At 73.8% G+C, this 15,115-nt stretch carries 21 protein-coding genes; 4 read left to right on the forward strand and 17 right to left on the reverse strand.

The window, feature by feature from the left end; genetic code table 11:
- The 9 genes from AKI01S_RS34545 to AKI01S_RS34585 form a co-directional block, all read right to left on the reverse strand.
- Window positions 1-300 (reverse strand): MerR family transcriptional regulator (locus AKI01S_RS34545; protein ID WP_245681903.1); only part of this gene is annotated, 300 nt, incomplete at its 3' end.
- Window positions 301-470: 170 nt separating this feature from the next.
- On the reverse strand, window positions 471-1,130 hold the full coding sequence (locus tag AKI01S_RS34550; RefSeq protein ID WP_174567437.1) for a response regulator transcription factor: 660 nt from the start codon (window positions 1,128-1,130) through the stop codon (window positions 471-473).
- Window positions 1,118-2,359: a sensor histidine kinase gene (locus AKI01S_RS34555; RefSeq protein WP_218009927.1), complete on the reverse strand. Its 1,242-nt coding sequence runs from the start codon at window positions 2,357-2,359 to the stop codon at window positions 1,118-1,120. The genes AKI01S_RS34550 and AKI01S_RS34555 overlap by 13 nt, the downstream gene beginning before the upstream one ends.
- Window positions 2,356-3,462, reverse strand: coding sequence for a glycosyltransferase family 4 protein (locus tag AKI01S_RS34560; protein ID WP_067827519.1), 1,107 nt, complete (start codon window positions 3,460-3,462; stop codon window positions 2,356-2,358). Before AKI01S_RS34560 ends, AKI01S_RS34555 begins: the two co-directional genes overlap by 4 nt.
- Window positions 3,450-4,655: a glycosyltransferase 87 family protein gene (locus AKI01S_RS34565; protein ID WP_067827419.1), complete on the reverse strand. Its 1,206-nt coding sequence runs from the start codon at window positions 4,653-4,655 to the stop codon at window positions 3,450-3,452. Before AKI01S_RS34565 ends, AKI01S_RS34560 begins: the two co-directional genes overlap by 13 nt.
- 149 nt (window positions 4,656-4,804) lie before the next feature.
- On the reverse strand, window positions 4,805-5,617 hold the full coding sequence (locus tag AKI01S_RS34570; RefSeq protein ID WP_067827422.1) for an SDR family NAD(P)-dependent oxidoreductase: 813 nt from the start codon (window positions 5,615-5,617) through the stop codon (window positions 4,805-4,807).
- 66 nt (window positions 5,618-5,683) lie between these two features.
- On the reverse strand, window positions 5,684-5,998 hold the full coding sequence (locus AKI01S_RS34575; RefSeq protein WP_281186172.1) for a winged helix-turn-helix domain-containing protein: 315 nt from the start codon (window positions 5,996-5,998) through the stop codon (window positions 5,684-5,686).
- Complete coding sequence (locus AKI01S_RS34580) at window positions 5,995-6,423, reverse strand: hypothetical protein (protein WP_067827428.1); 429 nt, start codon at window positions 6,421-6,423, stop codon at window positions 5,995-5,997. The genes AKI01S_RS34575 and AKI01S_RS34580 overlap by 4 nt, the downstream gene beginning before the upstream one ends.
- 246 nt (window positions 6,424-6,669) lie before the next feature.
- A complete protein-coding gene (locus tag AKI01S_RS34585; protein WP_157420362.1) occupies window positions 6,670-6,972 on the reverse strand; it encodes a GNAT family N-acetyltransferase in 303 nt (100 codons plus the stop codon).
- A gap of 70 nt (window positions 6,973-7,042) precedes the next feature.
- Here AKI01S_RS34585 and AKI01S_RS34590 point away from each other — a divergent pair, with 70 nt between their 5' ends.
- Window positions 7,043-7,873, forward strand: a complete 831-nt coding sequence (locus AKI01S_RS34590; protein WP_067827433.1) for a maleylpyruvate isomerase family mycothiol-dependent enzyme — start codon at window positions 7,043-7,045, stop codon at window positions 7,871-7,873.
- A gap of 369 nt (window positions 7,874-8,242) precedes the next feature.
- Here the strand turns inward: AKI01S_RS34590 and AKI01S_RS34595 are convergent, their stop codons facing one another.
- The 6 genes from AKI01S_RS34595 to AKI01S_RS53840 all read right to left on the reverse strand — a co-directional run bounded on the left by AKI01S_RS34595 (window position 8,243) and on the right by AKI01S_RS53840 (window position 12,512).
- Complete coding sequence (locus tag AKI01S_RS34595) at window positions 8,243-8,818, reverse strand: DNA-3-methyladenine glycosylase I (protein ID WP_067827436.1); 576 nt, start codon at window positions 8,816-8,818, stop codon at window positions 8,243-8,245.
- 9 nt (window positions 8,819-8,827) lie between these two features.
- The gene (locus AKI01S_RS34600; protein ID WP_067827439.1) at window positions 8,828-9,277 is read right to left on the reverse strand and encodes an SRPBCC family protein; all 450 of its coding nucleotides are present in this window, start codon (window positions 9,275-9,277) and stop codon (window positions 8,828-8,830) included.
- The gene (locus tag AKI01S_RS34605; protein ID WP_157420363.1) at window positions 9,274-9,849 is read right to left on the reverse strand and encodes a hypothetical protein; all 576 of its coding nucleotides are present in this window, start codon (window positions 9,847-9,849) and stop codon (window positions 9,274-9,276) included. The genes AKI01S_RS34600 and AKI01S_RS34605 overlap by 4 nt, the downstream gene beginning before the upstream one ends.
- A gap of 180 nt (window positions 9,850-10,029) precedes the next feature.
- A complete protein-coding gene (locus tag AKI01S_RS34610; protein WP_067827445.1) occupies window positions 10,030-11,337 on the reverse strand; it encodes an alkaline phosphatase PhoX in 1,308 nt (435 codons plus the stop codon).
- A gap of 168 nt (window positions 11,338-11,505) precedes the next feature.
- Complete coding sequence (locus tag AKI01S_RS53835) at window positions 11,506-11,706, reverse strand: DUF397 domain-containing protein (RefSeq protein ID WP_245681904.1); 201 nt, start codon at window positions 11,704-11,706, stop codon at window positions 11,506-11,508.
- On the reverse strand, window positions 11,703-12,512 hold the full coding sequence (locus AKI01S_RS53840) for a helix-turn-helix domain-containing protein (protein WP_157420364.1): 810 nt from the start codon (window positions 12,510-12,512) through the stop codon (window positions 11,703-11,705). The genes AKI01S_RS53835 and AKI01S_RS53840 overlap by 4 nt, the downstream gene beginning before the upstream one ends.
- A 101-nt stretch (window positions 12,513-12,613) precedes the next feature.
- Here AKI01S_RS53840 and AKI01S_RS34620 point away from each other — a divergent pair, with 101 nt between their 5' ends.
- The 3 genes from AKI01S_RS34620 to AKI01S_RS34630 all read left to right on the forward strand — a co-directional run bounded on the left by AKI01S_RS34620 (window position 12,614) and on the right by AKI01S_RS34630 (window position 13,436).
- Complete coding sequence (locus tag AKI01S_RS34620; protein WP_067827452.1) at window positions 12,614-12,850, forward strand: hypothetical protein; 237 nt, start codon at window positions 12,614-12,616, stop codon at window positions 12,848-12,850.
- A gap of 92 nt (window positions 12,851-12,942) precedes the next feature.
- Window positions 12,943-13,251, forward strand: a complete 309-nt coding sequence (locus AKI01S_RS34625) for a hypothetical protein (RefSeq protein ID WP_157420365.1) — start codon at window positions 12,943-12,945, stop codon at window positions 13,249-13,251.
- Window positions 13,236-13,436 (forward strand): hypothetical protein, encoded by a 201-nt coding sequence (locus AKI01S_RS34630; RefSeq protein ID WP_067827458.1) that lies wholly within the window; start codon window positions 13,236-13,238, stop codon window positions 13,434-13,436. The genes AKI01S_RS34625 and AKI01S_RS34630 overlap by 16 nt, the downstream gene beginning before the upstream one ends.
- Window positions 13,437-13,450: 14 nt before the next feature.
- Here AKI01S_RS34630 and AKI01S_RS34635 read toward each other — a convergent pair whose 3' ends face one another.
- Together AKI01S_RS34635 and AKI01S_RS34640 are read right to left on the reverse strand one after the other, a co-directional pair.
- Window positions 13,451-14,053: an LOG family protein gene (locus tag AKI01S_RS34635; RefSeq protein ID WP_067827460.1), complete on the reverse strand. Its 603-nt coding sequence runs from the start codon at window positions 14,051-14,053 to the stop codon at window positions 13,451-13,453.
- Between the two features lie 205 nt (window positions 14,054-14,258).
- Window positions 14,259-15,065: an LOG family protein gene (locus AKI01S_RS34640; protein WP_067827464.1), complete on the reverse strand. Its 807-nt coding sequence runs from the start codon at window positions 15,063-15,065 to the stop codon at window positions 14,259-14,261.
- Window positions 15,066-15,115 lie beyond the last annotated feature (50 nt).

Genomic DNA, 15,115 nt, shown 5'->3' on the forward strand with positions numbered 1-15,115 from the left:
GCCGCGGCTCCCCCGGACGGGCCCGGACGGCTCGGCGCGGGCGGGCAGCCCGCCGGACCCGGCGGCCAGCGCCGCCCGGGCGGCCTCCTCGGGCGGCACGCCCTCCTGGATGAGGCGGTTCATCAGCACCAGCCGGGCCAGGTCCCGCTCGTCGTAGCGGCGGTGGCCGCCCGCGCTGTGGCGGCTCGGGGCGATGCCGTAGCGGCGCTCCCAGGTGCGCAGGGTCGAGGCGGCGACGCCGATGCGCCGCGCGGCCGCGCCCACGCTCAGGCCCGGCCCGCCGATCTCCGCCTCGCTCACCGCTCCCGCCTCCGCCGCCGGTCCGGCCTCACAGGTTAGGCCGTATTCCCAAAGCCCTGGCCCACGGCGCTCGCGCGCTCGGCCGGGGCCGCTTTGGAACAGCCCCTGGGCCCTACCGGTGTTCGGTCACGGCGCGGCACGCGGTTGCGGCCGGACCACCCCGGCACCGCTCACCGCGCCTCCCGCAGGTGGGTCAGGACGGCCAGCACGCGGCGGTGGTCGTCGGGCGTCTGGTGCAGGTCGAGCTTGGTGAAGATCGACCCGACGTGCTTGACGACCGCGGCCTCGCTGACCACCAGGGCGCGGGCGATGGCCCCGTTGGAGCGGCCCTCGGCCATCAGCGCCAGCACCTCGCGTTCGCGGGCGGTGAGGCGCTGCAACGGCGAACGGTCCCGCCGCCGCGCCAGCAGCCCCCGCACCACCTCCGGGTCGATGACCGTGCCGCCCCCGGCGACCCGCTCCAGGGCGTCCACGAACTCGGCGACCTCCCCGACCCGGTCCTTGAGCAGGTAGCCGACGCCGCCGCCGGTCTCCAGCAGGTCGGCGGCGTAGGAGTGCTCGACGTACTGCGACAGCACCAGGACGGGCAGGCCGGGGCGCTCCTCCCGCAGCGCGAGCGCCGCGCGCAGCCCCTCGTCGCGGAAGCCGGGCGGCATCCGCACGTCGGTGACCACGGCGTCGGGCCCGTGGTCGCGGGCGGCGTGGTCGCGGACGGCCGCGACCAGGGCCTCGGCGTCCTCGACGGCGACGACCTCGTGGCCGAACCGCTCCAGGATCTGCCGCAGGCCCTCGCGCAGCAGCGCCGAGTCCTCGGCGATCACGACTCGCATGGGATCTCCACCCGAAGGATGGTAGGCCCGCCGGGCGGGCTGGACAGCCGCACGGTCCCGTCGTGGACGGCGACGCGGTCGGCGAGCCCCTGCAGGCCGGTGCCGTCGGCCACGCGCGCGCCGCCCCGGCCGTCGTCGTGGACCTCGATGGACAGGCCGGGGCGGATGACGACCCTGGCGTGCCGCGCCCGGCTGTGCTTGGCGACGTTGGCGAGGGCCTCGGCGACGACGAAGTAGGCGGCCGACTCGATACTCTCCGGGGGCCGTTCCGGCAGGGCGACGTCGACCTCGACGGGGACCGGCGACCGTTCGGCGAGCGCCTCCACCGCCGCCGCCAGGCCCCGGTCGGTGAGGATCGACGGGTGGATGCCGCGCACCAGGTCGCGCAGCTCCTCCAGCGCGGCGCGGGCCTCCTCCCGCGCCTTGTCGATCAGCTCGGTGGAGCGGTCCAGCCGGGCCAGGCCCAGCGTCATGATCAGGCCGGTGAGGCGCTGCTGCGCGCCGTCGTGCAGGTCGCGCTCGATGCGCCGCCGCTCGGCCTCGAACGCGTCGGCCATCCGCGCCCGCGAGGCCCGCACCTCGACCAGCTCCTCCTCGACCGGCCGCACCAGCAGGGTCCGGGCGAGCGCGGCGCGGGCCCCGGCCAGCGCCGCCAGCGCGTACAGGGTGAGCACGAGGCCGAGCAGCCCGCCGAGCATCAGCGGCCACGTCTCCCGCTGCTGGTCGACGGTGACCTCGGGCCCGAACTGGATCTGGTCGCCCTTGGCGATCAGCCACGGGGACGAGCCCGCGACGGTCGAGCCGACGACCAGCACGAACGGCACCACCACGTCCACCGCCGCCAGCGCCACCGCCAGCAGCGCGTACCCGAACTCCCGCCAGGTCGCCGCCTCCCGCAGCCGGCACGACATCCACGGCCGCAGCCCCGGACGCGGCGGGTCGCGGTGCGGGGACGGGGCGGGGCGGCGGTCCATCAGGCGCAGGCGGCGGCGCTCGACCGCCGCGAACCCGACCGCCGACAGCGGGACGCCCGCCAGCAGCCCCAGCCCGATCACCAGCGGCGTCAGCACGACCCCGCCGGCGAGCAGCACCTCGACCAGCACCAGCCACACGACCGCGACGACCGGCCCGGTGACGACGTAGGCCAGCGCCCGCCACGGCCAGGACGAGAACACGAACCGCAGGGGGTTGCCCGCCATGGCCCGCCAGACCGTCGCCGCTCCGTTCATGGCCCGACCGTAGGGCAGGTGGCGAGCAGGTGGCGCAGCCGGTCGTGGGAACGGTCCCAGCTCCACTCGTCGCGGACCCACGCCCGGCCCTTCGCGCCCATCGCGCCGGGGTCGGTGAGCAGGGTGACCAGGCGGTCGGCGATCCGGCGCACGTCGTCGTCCACGACGAACCCGGTCTCCCCGTCCCGCACGGCCTCCGGCGCGCCCCCGGAACGCCCGGCCAGCACCGGGAGCCCGGCCGCCTGCGCCTCCAGGAACACGATCCCGAGGCCCTCGGTCTCCAGCCCCAGCCGCCGGTCCCGGCACGGCATCGCGAACACGTCGGCGGCCGCGTAGAACGGGGGCAGCTCCGCGTGCGGCCGCCCGCCCGCGAACACGACGCCGCCGGGCGCGATCTTCCCGGCCAGGCCCCGCAGCCAGAACTCCTGCGGCCCGTCCCCCACGATCAGCAGGGTCGCGTCCGGGACGGCCGCGCGCACCAGCGGCATGGCCCGGATCAGCCGGTCCTGGCCCTTGCGCGCCACCAGGCGGGAGACGCTGAGGATGACGGGGCGGCCGCCCAGGCCGAGGCGTTCGCGCACGCCGGAGCCGTCCCCGGGGCGGAACAGGTCGGTGTCGACGCCGGGGACGAGGCGTTCCAGGCGGACGTCGGGGCCCCAGGCGCGGGCCATGCCCCGCCGGGTGTCGCCGGTGAGGTAGGTGACGACGTCGGCGCGTTCCCCGATCCGCCGCAGCGCCTGCCGCGCGCCGGGGACGCTCGCCCACCACACCTCGTGCCCGTGGGTGGTGGCGACCGAGGGGACCCCGATCCGCCCGGCCATCAGCCCGAGCGGCGCGGCGGCCCCGAACCACACCCGGTCGCAGCCGTACCGGGCGAGGAGGCGGCGGACGTTCCGCACGACGCGCCGGGTGGGCAGCAGCGTCCGCGCCGGGTCGCGCACCACGGGGAACGCCAGCCCCGCGTCGAACGCCGCGTCCCCCTCCTCCCGCGAGGTGTAGACGACGACCTCTCCGGCGGGGAAGCGCCGTGCCATCTCGTACACGAAGGTCTCGATGCCGCCGCGCCGGGGCGGGAAGTCGTTGGTGACGATCAGGCAGCGCACGCCGCCGCCTCCTCCCGGGGACGCCCCGCGTCCGCGACGGCCCGCGGCCGGTCCCGCCCGGCGGCCCGCGCCCACACCACCAGCACGGCCGGGTAGACGAGGTAGCCCCAGCGGGTGGCGGGCATCAGGGCCGTGGCCAGCGCCAGCCCGAGGGCGAGCCGCCCGGCGGCGGCCCGCAGGTCCCCCGGCGGCCGGACGAGCAGCGACAGCGCCATCGCGGCGGCCGCCGCCCCCAGCGCCACGAGCGCGGCCGCGTGCCCGTACGCCCCCAGATCGGCCAGCAGCCGCCCCGGCAGCGGGCTGGCGGCGGGCGAGGCGACCCCGGCCAGGCCGAGCGGGAAGCGCACGACGTTCTCGACGAAGCCCCGCGGGTCGACCGCCACGACGGGCAGCACGCCCACCGCGACCACGCCGCCCGCGCCCCCGAGGAACCTGCCCGCCCCGGCGCGGTGCCGCACCACGACCAGGGCCAGGCACACCACCAGCGCGGGCAGCGCGGTCGCCTTGAGCGTCGCCGCGACCCCCAGCGCCAGGCCCGCCGCCCCCGGCCGGTCCCGCGCCGCCAGGGCCAGCCCCAGGCAGACCAGCCCGATCACCGGCAGGTCGTCGCCGCCCACCGCCAGCGGCAGCGCCACCAGCGGCGAGGCCAGCAGCAAAGGCGGCGTGCGCCGCGCGCCCCACAGCAGCGCCGCCGCGAGCACGGCCCCGAAGAGCAGCCGAGCGTCGATCCCGGCCAGCGCCCACGGCACCCCGAACAGCGCCATGCCGGGCAGGTAGGGGTTGTAGCCCTCGTAGCCGCGCCACGCGGCGAGCTCCCCGGCGTCCAGGTAGGGGGTGCCGCGTTCCAGCAGCAGCGCGCCCGCCCGGTGCACGACCCCGACCTCGGGCTGCGCCAGCCCGCTCCCCGCCAGCACCGCCAGCGGCAGGAGCGCGGCCCCCGCCGTGACGCCCCAGGCGACCGGTCCGCGCCGCAGGCGGCCCGACGCCGCCGCCACCGCGCCCAGCCCGTAGGCGACGGCGGCGCACCAGCCCCACACGCGGTGCGGCGGGAGATGCGTGACCACGGCGGTCCCGGCGGCGAAGGCGGCGAACGCCGCGTACAGCGGGACGTCCGCCCGCCCCTCCCACCACCGCCGGGGGACGTCCGGGGGGACCGACAGCGCCGGGGCGGGCCCGACCCGTGGAACGACCATGAACAACCTGCCTCTGATCAGCGATTCCTCTCGCCACCAGAGAACCGGCCCACGGCGCGCGGATCATTGGACCCCACCGCCGTTCCCGGGGTATGGCCAGGTCTACCCCCGGACTCCACCCCGGCTGATTGATCGCGTGGAAGGGCCGGTCAGCGGCCCGCGAGCCGGTCGCTGACCTCCCGCAGCCGCCGCCGCACCGCCGGGTCGTACGCCTGCGGGTGGGCGCGTTCGGCCCGCGTCCGGTCGAAGTACGCGCCCGTGACGTCCGCCAGTCCCGGATCGTCGATCAGCCGCAGGAGGGCGTCGGTACCCTCCTCCACGGTGCTGAGCGACGCGTGCCCGCTCTCCCGGACCATCGTGGTCGCCATCAGCGACGCCGGGTGCAGGGCGTTCACCGTGACCCCCGTGCCGCGCAGCTCCTCCGCCAGATCGAACGTGAACATCACCTGCGCGAGCTTGCTGCGCCGGTACGCCGACACGCCGCTGTAGGACCGTTCCAGTTGCAGGTCGTCGAGGTCCAGCGCCTCCTGCCCGGCCGAGGCCACGTTCACGATCCGCGCCGGGGCCGACCGGAGGAGCAGCGGCAGCAGCAGCCGCGTCAGCCGGTATCCGGCCAGGTAGTTGACCGCGAACCGCAGCTCGGTCCCGTCCGGGCCGACCCGCCGCCCGGCCCCCGGCGCGCCGAAGCCGACCCCGGCGTTGTTGACCAGCACGTCCAGCCGGTCGGTCCGGTCGCGCACCCGCTCGGCGAGCCCGTCCACCCCGGCGACCGACGCCAGGTCCGCCAGCAGGACCTCCGGCTCCGGCCCGCCCGCCGCGACGATCTCGTCCCGCGTCGCGCGGGCCCGCGCCGCGTCCCGGCCGTGCAGCAGCACCCGCGTCCCGGCGGCCCCGAGCCGCACCGCCGCCCGCCGTCCGATCCCGTCCGTCGATCCGGTGATCAGCACCGTCCGTCCGGTCATCGCCCCGCCCCTTCCGCGATCGTTCCCTCCCGCGCGAAACGACCCCGGGACGCCGCCCGTTCCCGATCAGTCGGCCGGGGCCGCGTCGGCGATGGCGCGCAGGGCCGCCACATGCCGGTCGAACGCCGCGCGCCCCTCCGCCGTCAGCGACAGCCACGTCCGGGGGCGCTTGCCGACGTACCCCTTGACGACCTTCACGTAGCCCGCCTTCTCCAGCGTCGCGGCCTGCTTGGACAGCACCGAGTCGCTGACCTCGACGGTGTCGCGCACGTAGGCGAACTCGGCCTTCTCCGCCGCCGCGAGCACCGCCATGATCGAGAACCGCACCGGCGCGTGGACGACCTCGTCCAGCCCGTGCCGGGGATGGCCGTGCTCGGTCACGCGAGCCGCCTCGCCGTCGTCCACGCCGCCACGAACGCGGGCGACGCCACCGCCACGGCCCCCACGGCCCACCAGGCGGCCACACCGGTGAACACCGTGCTCCCCAGCGCGAGCACGCCCAGGTAGAGCGCCGTCCAGACCGCCATCATCCACAGGTGGGTCTTCGCCATGCCCCGGTGGGAGACGGGCTGGCGCGCCGCGTAGACGAGCAGCAGGGTGAGGCACGGCACCCAGAACGCCATGCTGCCCACGGCCCCCACCGGCCCCGGGAACAGGCCGACCAGCGGCACCACCACCAGCGACATCACCCCGTAGGCGAGCTGGAACCGCACCAGCCACGTCCGGCCGCGCCGGTCCGTGGCGGCGCCGAGCGCGTGCGCCCTGTCGAGGGCCGCCACGGCGTCCCGTTCGTTCCGTTCACCCATGGCATCCTCCGCATCGCCGACCGATGCCGCAATCATGGCAACTACTTTCCACCATGGCAAGTATTTTCCGGCAGCGAAATCTCAGCCCACCGAGGCCACGTAACGCACCTGGACCGCCGAACGCCCGCGCCCCGTCCGGGACGAACCCGTGCCGCTCGCAGAAGCGGATCGCCCGCGCGTTGCCCTCCAGCACCCAGAGCACGAGCCCGCGCGTCCCCGGCGCGAGCCCGGTCGGCACCTCCCGCATCAGCGCCCCGGCTCCAGGTAGATCGCGTAGAGCTCGGCGCGGTCCCCGCCACCGGGATCGGCGTCGCGCGGCGGCCCGAAGGAGGCGAACCCGACCACCCGCGCCCCGTCGACCGCGACCAGCACCGTCCTCGCGGGATCGGAGATCTCGCCCCGCCACACCGCCGCGCGTTCCCGCCGGTCGAGCCCGTCCAGGTACGCGTCGGGGAGCACGCCCCGATACGCCTCCCGCCACGCCGCCACATGCACCCGCGCGACCGCGTCGGCATCGTCCGGCACCGCCCGCCGCACCTCGACATCCATGCCGAAGCAGCGTAGGCGGCCCGTGGAAAACCCCTGGGGACGGCGGGACGGCCGTCGGTAGGGTCACGTCATGATGATCTTCGGTCCGGCCGTCGACGTCCGCCCCCTGTTCCCCCGCGAACGGCGGGCCATGCTCGACCTGCTCACCGCCCTGGGCCCCGCCGAGTGGGCCATGCCGACGGTGTGCCCCGGCTGGGACGTGCACGACGTCGTCGGCCACGTGCTCAACGACTACATGCGGCGCCTGTCGGGCGGCCGCGACGGGTACGGCGGCGCGGTGTTCGCCGACGACGAGACGCTTCCCTCCTATCTGGCGCGCACCAACGACGAGTTCGTCCGGGCGTCCCGGCAGCTCAGCCCGCAACTGATGATCGAACTGCTGGATCACCTGGGACCGCGGCTCGACGCCCTGTGGGCGACCCGGGACCTCCAGGCCCCCGCCGACCTGAACGTCTCCTGGGCCTCCACCGACGTCGACAGCCCCGCCTGGCTCGACATCGGCCGCGAGTACACCGAGTTCTGGGTGCACCAGCAGCAGGTGCGCGACGCCGTCTCCGTTCCGGGCGCCACCGAACCCGACCTCATGGCCCCGGTGCTGGACATCTTCGCGCGCGGCCTGCCGCACGCACTGCGGACGCACGACCGGCCCGAGGGCAGCACGGCCCACCTGGAGGTACTCGGCCCGGCGGGCGGACGGTGGGCAGTGATCCGGCAGGACGGACGGTGGCGGATGGCCCCGCCCCAGGGGGAGCCGGACGCACGCGTCTCGATGGACCAGGACACCTTCTGGCGGCTGGCGACCAGGGGCATCACCGTGGACCAGGCCCGTCAGCGATCGACAATGAGCGGCGACGCGGAGCTCACCGCGGCCATCACGACCCTGCTCGCGGTCGTCGCCTGACCGTTCCGTGAGGCCGGAAACACGCCCGGCGGCGTCCGGCTCCGAAGGCGCGCAGGCCGACTCGCCGGGCGAGCTCGGTCACGGCGTTCGACCCCACCGCCGTCCGTGACCAGCGGGCGCACCCAGGCGCGATGCCCGTCAGCGATAGGCCTCCGGCTCCCGAGGCGCGCAGGCCGACTCGCCGGGCGGGCTTGGTCGCGGCGTCCGGCCCCGCCGCTGTCCGTGACCGGCGGGCGCACCCAGGTGCGACGCCCGTCAGCAGTAGGCGTCCGGCTCCGCAGGCGCGCAGGCCGACTCGCCGGGCGAGCTCGGTCACGGCGTTCGGCCCCGCCGCCCGTGACCGGCGGGCGCGCCCGGGCGCGATGCCCCTCAGCGGTAGGCGCCCCGCCGGTGGCAGGCCGCGAGGTGGTCGTCCACCATGCCGCACGCCTGCATCAGCGCGTACGCCGTCGTCGGCCCGACGAAGCGGAACCCGTGCCGCTTCAGCTCCTTGGCCATCGCCTTCGAACCGGGCGTGGACGCGGGGACGTCCGCCAGCGTCTGCGGCACCGGCGCGTCCGGGTCGGCGTACCGCCACAGCGTCTCGGCCAGCCCACCGGGCAGGTCCAGCGCGGCCCGCGCGTTGGCGATCGCGGCCTCGATCTTGGCGCGGTTGCGGACGATGGCCGCGTCGTTCAGCAGCCGCTCAACGTCGCCGTCGCCGAACACCGCGACCTTCTCAAGGTCGAACCCGGCGAACGCCGCCCGGAACCCCTCCCGCTTGCGCAGGATCGTCAGCCACGACAGCCCGGACTGGAACGCCTCCAGGCACAGTCGTTCGTACAACCCCTGGTCGTCGCGGACCGGGCGCCCCCACTCCTCGTCGTGGTAGGCCACGTAGTCGGGGGCCGACAGTCCCCACGGGCACCGGTAGAGCCCGTCCTCACCCTTGATGGCGGCGGTCATCCCACGGTTCTACCGCACGGGTACGACAGAACGCTCCGCCAGCCGTGCCAGCCGCCGCAGCCCCAGGCCCATGAACGCCCGCACGACCGGCCCGGCGACCAGCCATCCGGCCCGTCCCACCGGCCCGAACGGCAGCTCGACCCGCTCGGCCCACACGAGCCGGCTGTTGGTCCCGGCCCCCGGCGTGACCTCGAACCACGCCTCGCCGCGCACGACCTTCCCGGTGTGCCGCACCGCGACGCGCCGTCCCGGCCGCCAGTCGGTGATGACCATGGTGTCGAGGAACCCGACGGGCCCGATCCCCGTCCACGCCTCCAGGTGCGCGCCGACCTCGCTCCCGCCGCGCGCCGACGTGAACGGCATCCACTCGGCGTGCCGCGGCCAGTCGGTCAGCACCGCGAACACCCGCTCCGGCTCGGCCCGCACGGTGACGGCCGCATGCACCGCGACGGTGCTCATCGCCCCTCCTCCTCGGGCCGCTTGACCAGCGCGATCGGCTCGGGCCGGGGCTCGGGGCCGTCGTCCTCGAACAGCTCCTCCTCGAACCCGTCGCCCCGCTCCCCGCCCGCCGGGGCGTCCCCGGAGACGTCCTGCGGAACGGTCGGCGCGTCGGCGGCCCCCGCGCGGCCGTTCTCCCCGGGTTCGTCCCCGTCCTCGCGCAAAGGCTCGTACGAGGGCCCGTAAAGATCGTCGGGAGCCGTCCAGGCGTCCCCCTCACCGGCCTCGCCCAGCCGGTGCCGCAACTCGGCGACCTGCTGCTCCAGCATCGCCACCCGCGCGTCGCGTTCGGCCAGCGCGTAGGCCACCCGGTGCAGGGCCTCGTCGGTGAACCCCACGTGGTAGCCCCACAGCCCGCGCGGCAGGCTCAGCATCGCGACCTCGGGCCCGGTGATGGGGCGGGCCGTCGGGATCGGCAGCGGGGGGTTGTCGGGATGCGTCTCGGCCAGCTCCCCGCCCCGGCCCGTCGCCAGGGCGACGACGGCGCCCAGCACGGCCAGCGCGGCGACGATGAGCGCCACAACAACCATCATGCTCCGATCGATCGGACCTCCCCACCGCGGCGCCTCCAGCCCGCGGTGCCTCCCTCCCTCGATCGTGCCACGACCGGGAGCGTGCCGTCGCACCAGCGCACCCGCCCCGCGCATATCCGAGAAAAAGCGGAGACCCGCCGCTCCTGCGAGGACGGCGGGCCTCCGGGCCCCAGGCCGGGGTCAGTCGCGCAGCCGCGCCCACGGACCGGTGATCGCGAACGTGACGCCCGGCTCCTGCCGGTTGGCGTACAGAGTCCGGCCGTCCGGGGAGAACGTCACCCCGGTCATCTCGCTGTCGTTGAAGGCGTTGCGCGCGAACGCGAACGGCTCGCCCTTCCGCGTCGCCCCGACCAGGTACTGCTCGCCGTCCCCGTCCTCGGCGAGGATGACCCCGCCGCCGTAGGGCGACACGGTGATGTTGTCGGGCCCGTCGAACCGGCCGCCCGCCTTGAAGATCAGCTCCAGCTCGATCGTGTCGGTCCGCGGGTCGTACTTCCAGACCTGCCCGGCGTGGTCGCGGGCCGCCCCGGACGCCGTGCGCGCGTAGGAGGCGACGAAGTACGCCTTGCCGCGCGCCCACCACGCGCCCTCCAGCTTCTGGCTGCGCGTGATCGCGTCGAACTGCCTGCGGGTCGACTCGGTCGCCGCCGACGGGTCGGGCACCTTCACCCACCGGCACCGGAACCGCGCGCCGGGCTCGTCCACCAGCGACAGGTCCTCCAGCCCCCGCACGTGCATGGCCTCCAGCAGACCGCCCTGCAGATAGCAGTGGTAGTCCCCCCGGTGCGCCCGCGGCCGGAACCGGTAGAACAGCCCGAACGGCCCGCTGGCGTCCTCGGTCAGGTACGCCGTGTGCGTGTGCGGGTCCACGGCCACGGCCTCGTGCGAGAACCGGCCCAGCGCCGTCAGCGGCACCGGCCTGGTCCGCCGCCCGACCGGGTCGACCTCGAACACCCACCCGTGCGACTTGGTCTGCCCCGCGAACCCCTCGGTCTCCTCGCAGGTGAGCCAGGTCCCCCAGGGGGTACGCCCGCCCGCGCAGTTGGTGGACGTCCCGGCGATGCTCACGGCCTGGGCGACGACCTCGTTGTCACGATCCAGCTCGACCGTCGTGGTCCCCCCGTAGGCGGCCGGGTCGTACACCAGCCCCTCCGGCGCGACGGGCTTGATCCCCTTGTTGGTCTGCTCGTGGTTGCGGACCAGCCGGACGTTCCCGGGCCTGCTGCCGGGGAACGTGGCCATCCCGTCATGCTTGCCGGGCACCTGCCCGCCGCCGGGCAGCGCGTCCCCCTGCGCCGAGACGACCTTGTAGGAGAACCCCCGGGGCAGGTCGAGCACCCCCTGGGGGTCGGGCAGCAGCGGCCCGTACCCGTACGCCCCGGCGGCCTCGGCGGACGTCTGGAAGATCGTGTCGAGGCCCCCGGCCAGCGCGATCGACACCGCCCCGGCAGCCCCACCCTTCATCACCCCGCGACGGGACACGGACATGGCGACTCCTTACACGACGTGAGATCACGCGAACCCTCCCGCCCACCCTCGAACACCAGATGAACGCACCACCAAGCAGGAACAAACCCCTCCTGGAATCGATCCCGGCGGCCAACGCGACGGGCCCTCGGCCGGCCTCCGGCCGAGGGCCCGCGCTACGCGCAGGGGTCAGGTCAGACCGTGTTCGCCGCTCTTCACACGGCGTGCGAACGCACCCCACGCCGCGGCATCGAACACCAGGTGAGACCCCTCGGGACTCTTGGAGTCCCGAACCCCGATGTTTCCTGCGAGGCCCGCAACTTCCACGCAGTCGCTCTGGCCTCCGTATGTGCCTCCGCTGCGGCTGGACTTGCGCCAAACGGGAGTCAATGAAAAGCCTCCATGATTTGCTTGATCAGCTCGATCGAGGCATCGACGGGCAGTGCTTGATCGCTGATGCGGTCGAACCGCTGCCGAAACAAACGTACCTCCGCCGGGTCCGTTACCAGTCTCCCGCCTCCGGTCGCCTCGGTATAGACCACCTCGCTGTTCCCCATGGTCATGAGCTTGAACGAGCCGTCCCGGCCGATGTGCGCGCCCGCGCTCCGGGGAACGACCCGGAAGGTGGTCTTTGGATGTTTCGCCTGCTCCAGGATGGCGCTCAACTGCTCGCGCATGACCTCTGGCCCGCCCACCGGCTGATCGAGAGTGCCCTGGTCGAGGATGACACGCATGGCGGGGCGGGGCTTGCGGCCCAGCAACCCCTGCCGTTTCGCGCGGTACGCGATGTGCTCGTCGACGTTCTCCCATCCAGCCGACTCGAACACGGCTCGCATGTACGTCTCGGTCTGGAACAGCCCTGGAATCCAGGCCAGCTCCCAGATCCGTACCTCTGAGGCCCGCGCCTCGGATTCAAGGTTCGCCTTGAACCATTCGGCGTTGTGACCTGACCTCGCGAAACCGACCAGGCAGGTGAACAGCCAGTCGGTCTTCCACTCCTGGTCGAGGAGCTTTGCGTGTCGCGGCTGAAGCCTCATCCCTCCGGATTCAAGGCGCGAAACGCTCGATCTATCAAGATCGAGAATTCGCGCCAGCGCCGCTCCTGAAAGATTGCGCTCCTCTCGATGTCTTCGCAGTTGAACGGCGACGAGGTCCCACAGGGATTCGGACGGATCGAGCGAGTCTCGGGCGCTCATCGCGCACTCCTCCTCGTTGCGTTTCGCGAGCGAACGTAGCGAAAGTAACGCACCGTGTTCATGCTTGTACTCGGAAGTCGAGAAGACGTGGAAGGCCGATCATGGACACGTGCCGCCGTTCCGAGGATCAACAGCTAGATCTTCTTAGAAGCGAATTCACCGGACATCGCATTTGGCGGGCGATCCGCTGGGACGGGCGACTCGGTGACTGGGTGGCGAGCCTTCACGATCCGGACGCCGGGGTGGACCCGACCGTCATCTGCTCGGATGCCGCGTCGCTGCGCGAGACCTTGATCAAGGAAGCGCACCGGGCCGCCGCGCGCAGGAGGCTCCGGTGAGGGAGCGGGCGCAACACGACAGCGCCCGCCCACCGGAGGGGGCCGCTTCCCCGCCCGCGGCCCCGTGGGGGGAGGTGAGAGCGGCGTGTCCGGTGAGCGTCCCCCCGGGCACCCCGGCCGCGCCGCTCCACCACACGCACCCGCCCGCCAGCTCGACGGACGCCACTTCCACCACGCCCCTCGAACGGGCGCGCCAGGCGGCCGTCGTCCACGTTCAGGAACGCTTCCCCGGCGTCCACGCGTGGTGGGGGCGGACCACGAACCGCTGGTGGGCTTACGTGCCCGACCGCCACGGCGGTCGCCTGCTGGAGTCCGTCTCCCTCGACGACCTGATGGTCACGATCAGCCAGAACACATCCGTCATCACGTACGAACGGAGGCTGCCATGGACAAGCCGGTGACCCGCTGGGTCCCGCTCGACGTGTGCGGCGGCATCGTGGAGCAGACCATCCGCAAGACCCTCGACGGCCGCTTCTTCAAGGGCACCGTCGAAGAGGTCCTGCACCAGGCCCGCCGCAGGGTCGAGGAACTGCGGGACGAACTCGACCAGAACGAGGACCCGTCGTCTCCGCCCCGGTCCCGATGACGTCCGCCGCCGGTTTAGGGCTCGGCTTCGGCGTAGTCCTCGGCGGTCGGCTCGATGTGGGGCTGGGAGCGTTCCAGGAGGTCGAACGCCTCGGACACGTCGGCCGTCCAGCCGATCGCGTCGAAGGTCTTGGGGCGGACGAAGCCCTGGTCGGCCAGGCCGTTCATCAGCTCGCGCAGCGGCTCGTAGACGCCGGTCGGGTCCAGGATGACCAGCGGCTTGTCGTGCATGCCGAGGACGCGGGCCGTCCAGATCTCGAACAGCTCCTCCAGCGTCCCGATCCCGCCGGGCAGCACCAGGAACGCGTCGCTGCGCCGGTCCATCTCGCCCTTGCGGGACCGCATGTCCGGCGTGACGACCAGCTCGTCGTTGGCCTCGTCGGAGATCTCGACGCTGACCAGCCCCTCGGGGATCACCCCGACGGTGCGGGCTCCCCCGGCGCGCGCGGCGCGGGCGACGGCTCCCATGCAGGACACCTGCGCGCCGCCGGAGACGAGGCTGTGGCCGCGCCGCGCCAGTTCCGTGCCGACCTCGGCGGCCAGATCGAGGTACCGCTGGTCGATCCGGCTGGACGACGCGCAGAACACACAGATCGCCAGGCCCGAACCCGATGTCATTCGCCGCGCTCCGTTCCGCTGGGTCCCGACGTCGACCGGCCGACGCCCGGGGCGTCGGCCAATCTAACATCCGGCCTCTCGGACTTCCCGGCCGGTCCAGAAGCGAATGGTTCCGGGGGTGAACGACAAGGGTGTTGTCAGCCGACATGGGACAGGCCCGGCCGACGCGTGGGTCGGGCGGACCTGTGGGGGTGGCTTCGAGGGGTCAGGAGCCGTCGCCGGCTTCCCTGGCGGCGGCCTGGGCGGCGGCGGCCTCCTCGGCGAGGCGGCGTTCGGCCTCCTGGTGCGCCTCGACGATCACGCGGACCGCCTCGTCGGGGTCGTCGGTCAGGTGGAACAGCTCCAGGTCCTCCGGCGAGATCTTGCCGCCGGGCAGCATGGTGTTCTTCACCCAGTCGATCAGCCCGCCCCAGAACTGCGTGCCGACCAGCACGATCGGGAAGCGCGTGATCTTGCGAGTCTGGACGAGGGTGATCGCCTCGAACAGCTCGTCCAGCGTGCCGAAGCCGCCGGGGAGCACGACGAACGCCTGGGAGTACTTGACGAACATCGTCTTGCGGACGAAGAAGTACCGGAACTCCAGGCCGATGTCGAGGTGCTCGTTCATGCTCTGCTCGAACGGCAGCTCGATGCCCAGCCCGACCGACAGGCCCCCGGCCTGGTCGCAGCCCTTGTTGGCGGCCTCCATGATGCCCGGGCCGCCGCCGGTGATCACCGCGTATCCGGCCTCGTGCAGCTTGGCGCCGATCTCCTCGCCGAGCCGGTACTCCTGCGAGCCCGGGTCGGTGCGGGCGCTGCCGAACACGCTGACGGCCTTGGGCAGCTCGGCCAGCAGGCCGAAGCCCTCCACGAACTCGGCCTGGATGCGCAGCACCCGCCACGGGTCGGCGTGCACCCAGTCGGCCGGACCCCGGCTGTCCAGCAGCCGCTGGTCGGTGGTGGTCGACGGCAGAGCGCGGCCCCGCAGCGTCGCGGGCCCCTGACGATGCGTACGGGACTCTTCGGATGTCATGGCTTCACCGTAACGAAGGAAAGCGCCGTTCACCCGGCGATATCTCCGTG

The sequence above is a fragment of the Actinomadura kijaniata NBRC 14229 genome (assembly GCF_001552175.1).
Lineage (GTDB): Bacteria > Actinomycetota > Actinomycetes > Streptosporangiales > Streptosporangiaceae > Spirillospora > Spirillospora kijaniata.

Excerpts from the sequence above, each read along its gene's own strand:
- AKI01S_RS34550 (WP_174567437.1), bottom strand. The coding sequence starts at position 1,130 with ATGCGAGTCGTGATCGCCGAGGACTCGGCGCTGCTGCGCGAGGGCCTG.
- AKI01S_RS34555 (WP_218009927.1), bottom strand. The coding sequence starts at position 2,359 with ATGAACGGAGCGGCGACGGTCTGGCGGGCCATGGCGGGCAACCCCCTG.
- AKI01S_RS34565 (WP_067827419.1), bottom strand. The coding sequence starts at position 4,655 with ATGGTCGTTCCACGGGTCGGGCCCGCCCCGGCGCTGTCGGTCCCCCCG.
- AKI01S_RS34570 (WP_067827422.1), bottom strand. The coding sequence starts at position 5,617 with ATGACCGGACGGACGGTGCTGATCACCGGATCGACGGACGGGATCGGA.
- AKI01S_RS34580 (WP_067827428.1), bottom strand. The coding sequence starts at position 6,423 with ATGGGTGAACGGAACGAACGGGACGCCGTGGCGGCCCTCGACAGGGCG.
- AKI01S_RS34585 (WP_157420362.1), bottom strand. The coding sequence starts at position 6,972 with ATGGATGTCGAGGTGCGGCGGGCGGTGCCGGACGATGCCGACGCGGTC.
- AKI01S_RS34590 (WP_067827433.1), top strand. The coding sequence starts at position 7,043 with ATGATGATCTTCGGTCCGGCCGTCGACGTCCGCCCCCTGTTCCCCCGC.
- AKI01S_RS34595 (WP_067827436.1), bottom strand. The coding sequence starts at position 8,818 with ATGACCGCCGCCATCAAGGGTGAGGACGGGCTCTACCGGTGCCCGTGG.
- AKI01S_RS34600 (WP_067827439.1), bottom strand. The coding sequence starts at position 9,277 with ATGAGCACCGTCGCGGTGCATGCGGCCGTCACCGTGCGGGCCGAGCCG.
- AKI01S_RS34605 (WP_157420363.1), bottom strand. The coding sequence starts at position 9,849 with ATGATGGTTGTTGTGGCGCTCATCGTCGCCGCGCTGGCCGTGCTGGGC.
- AKI01S_RS34610 (WP_067827445.1), bottom strand. The coding sequence starts at position 11,337 with ATGTCCGTGTCCCGTCGCGGGGTGATGAAGGGTGGGGCTGCCGGGGCG.
- AKI01S_RS53840 (WP_157420364.1), bottom strand. The coding sequence starts at position 12,512 with ATGAGCGCCCGAGACTCGCTCGATCCGTCCGAATCCCTGTGGGACCTC.
- AKI01S_RS34620 (WP_067827452.1), top strand. The coding sequence starts at position 12,614 with ATGGACACGTGCCGCCGTTCCGAGGATCAACAGCTAGATCTTCTTAGA.
- AKI01S_RS34630 (WP_067827458.1), top strand. The coding sequence starts at position 13,236 with ATGGACAAGCCGGTGACCCGCTGGGTCCCGCTCGACGTGTGCGGCGGC.
- AKI01S_RS34635 (WP_067827460.1), bottom strand. The coding sequence starts at position 14,053 with ATGACATCGGGTTCGGGCCTGGCGATCTGTGTGTTCTGCGCGTCGTCC.
- AKI01S_RS34640 (WP_067827464.1), bottom strand. The coding sequence starts at position 15,065 with ATGACATCCGAAGAGTCCCGTACGCATCGTCAGGGGCCCGCGACGCTG.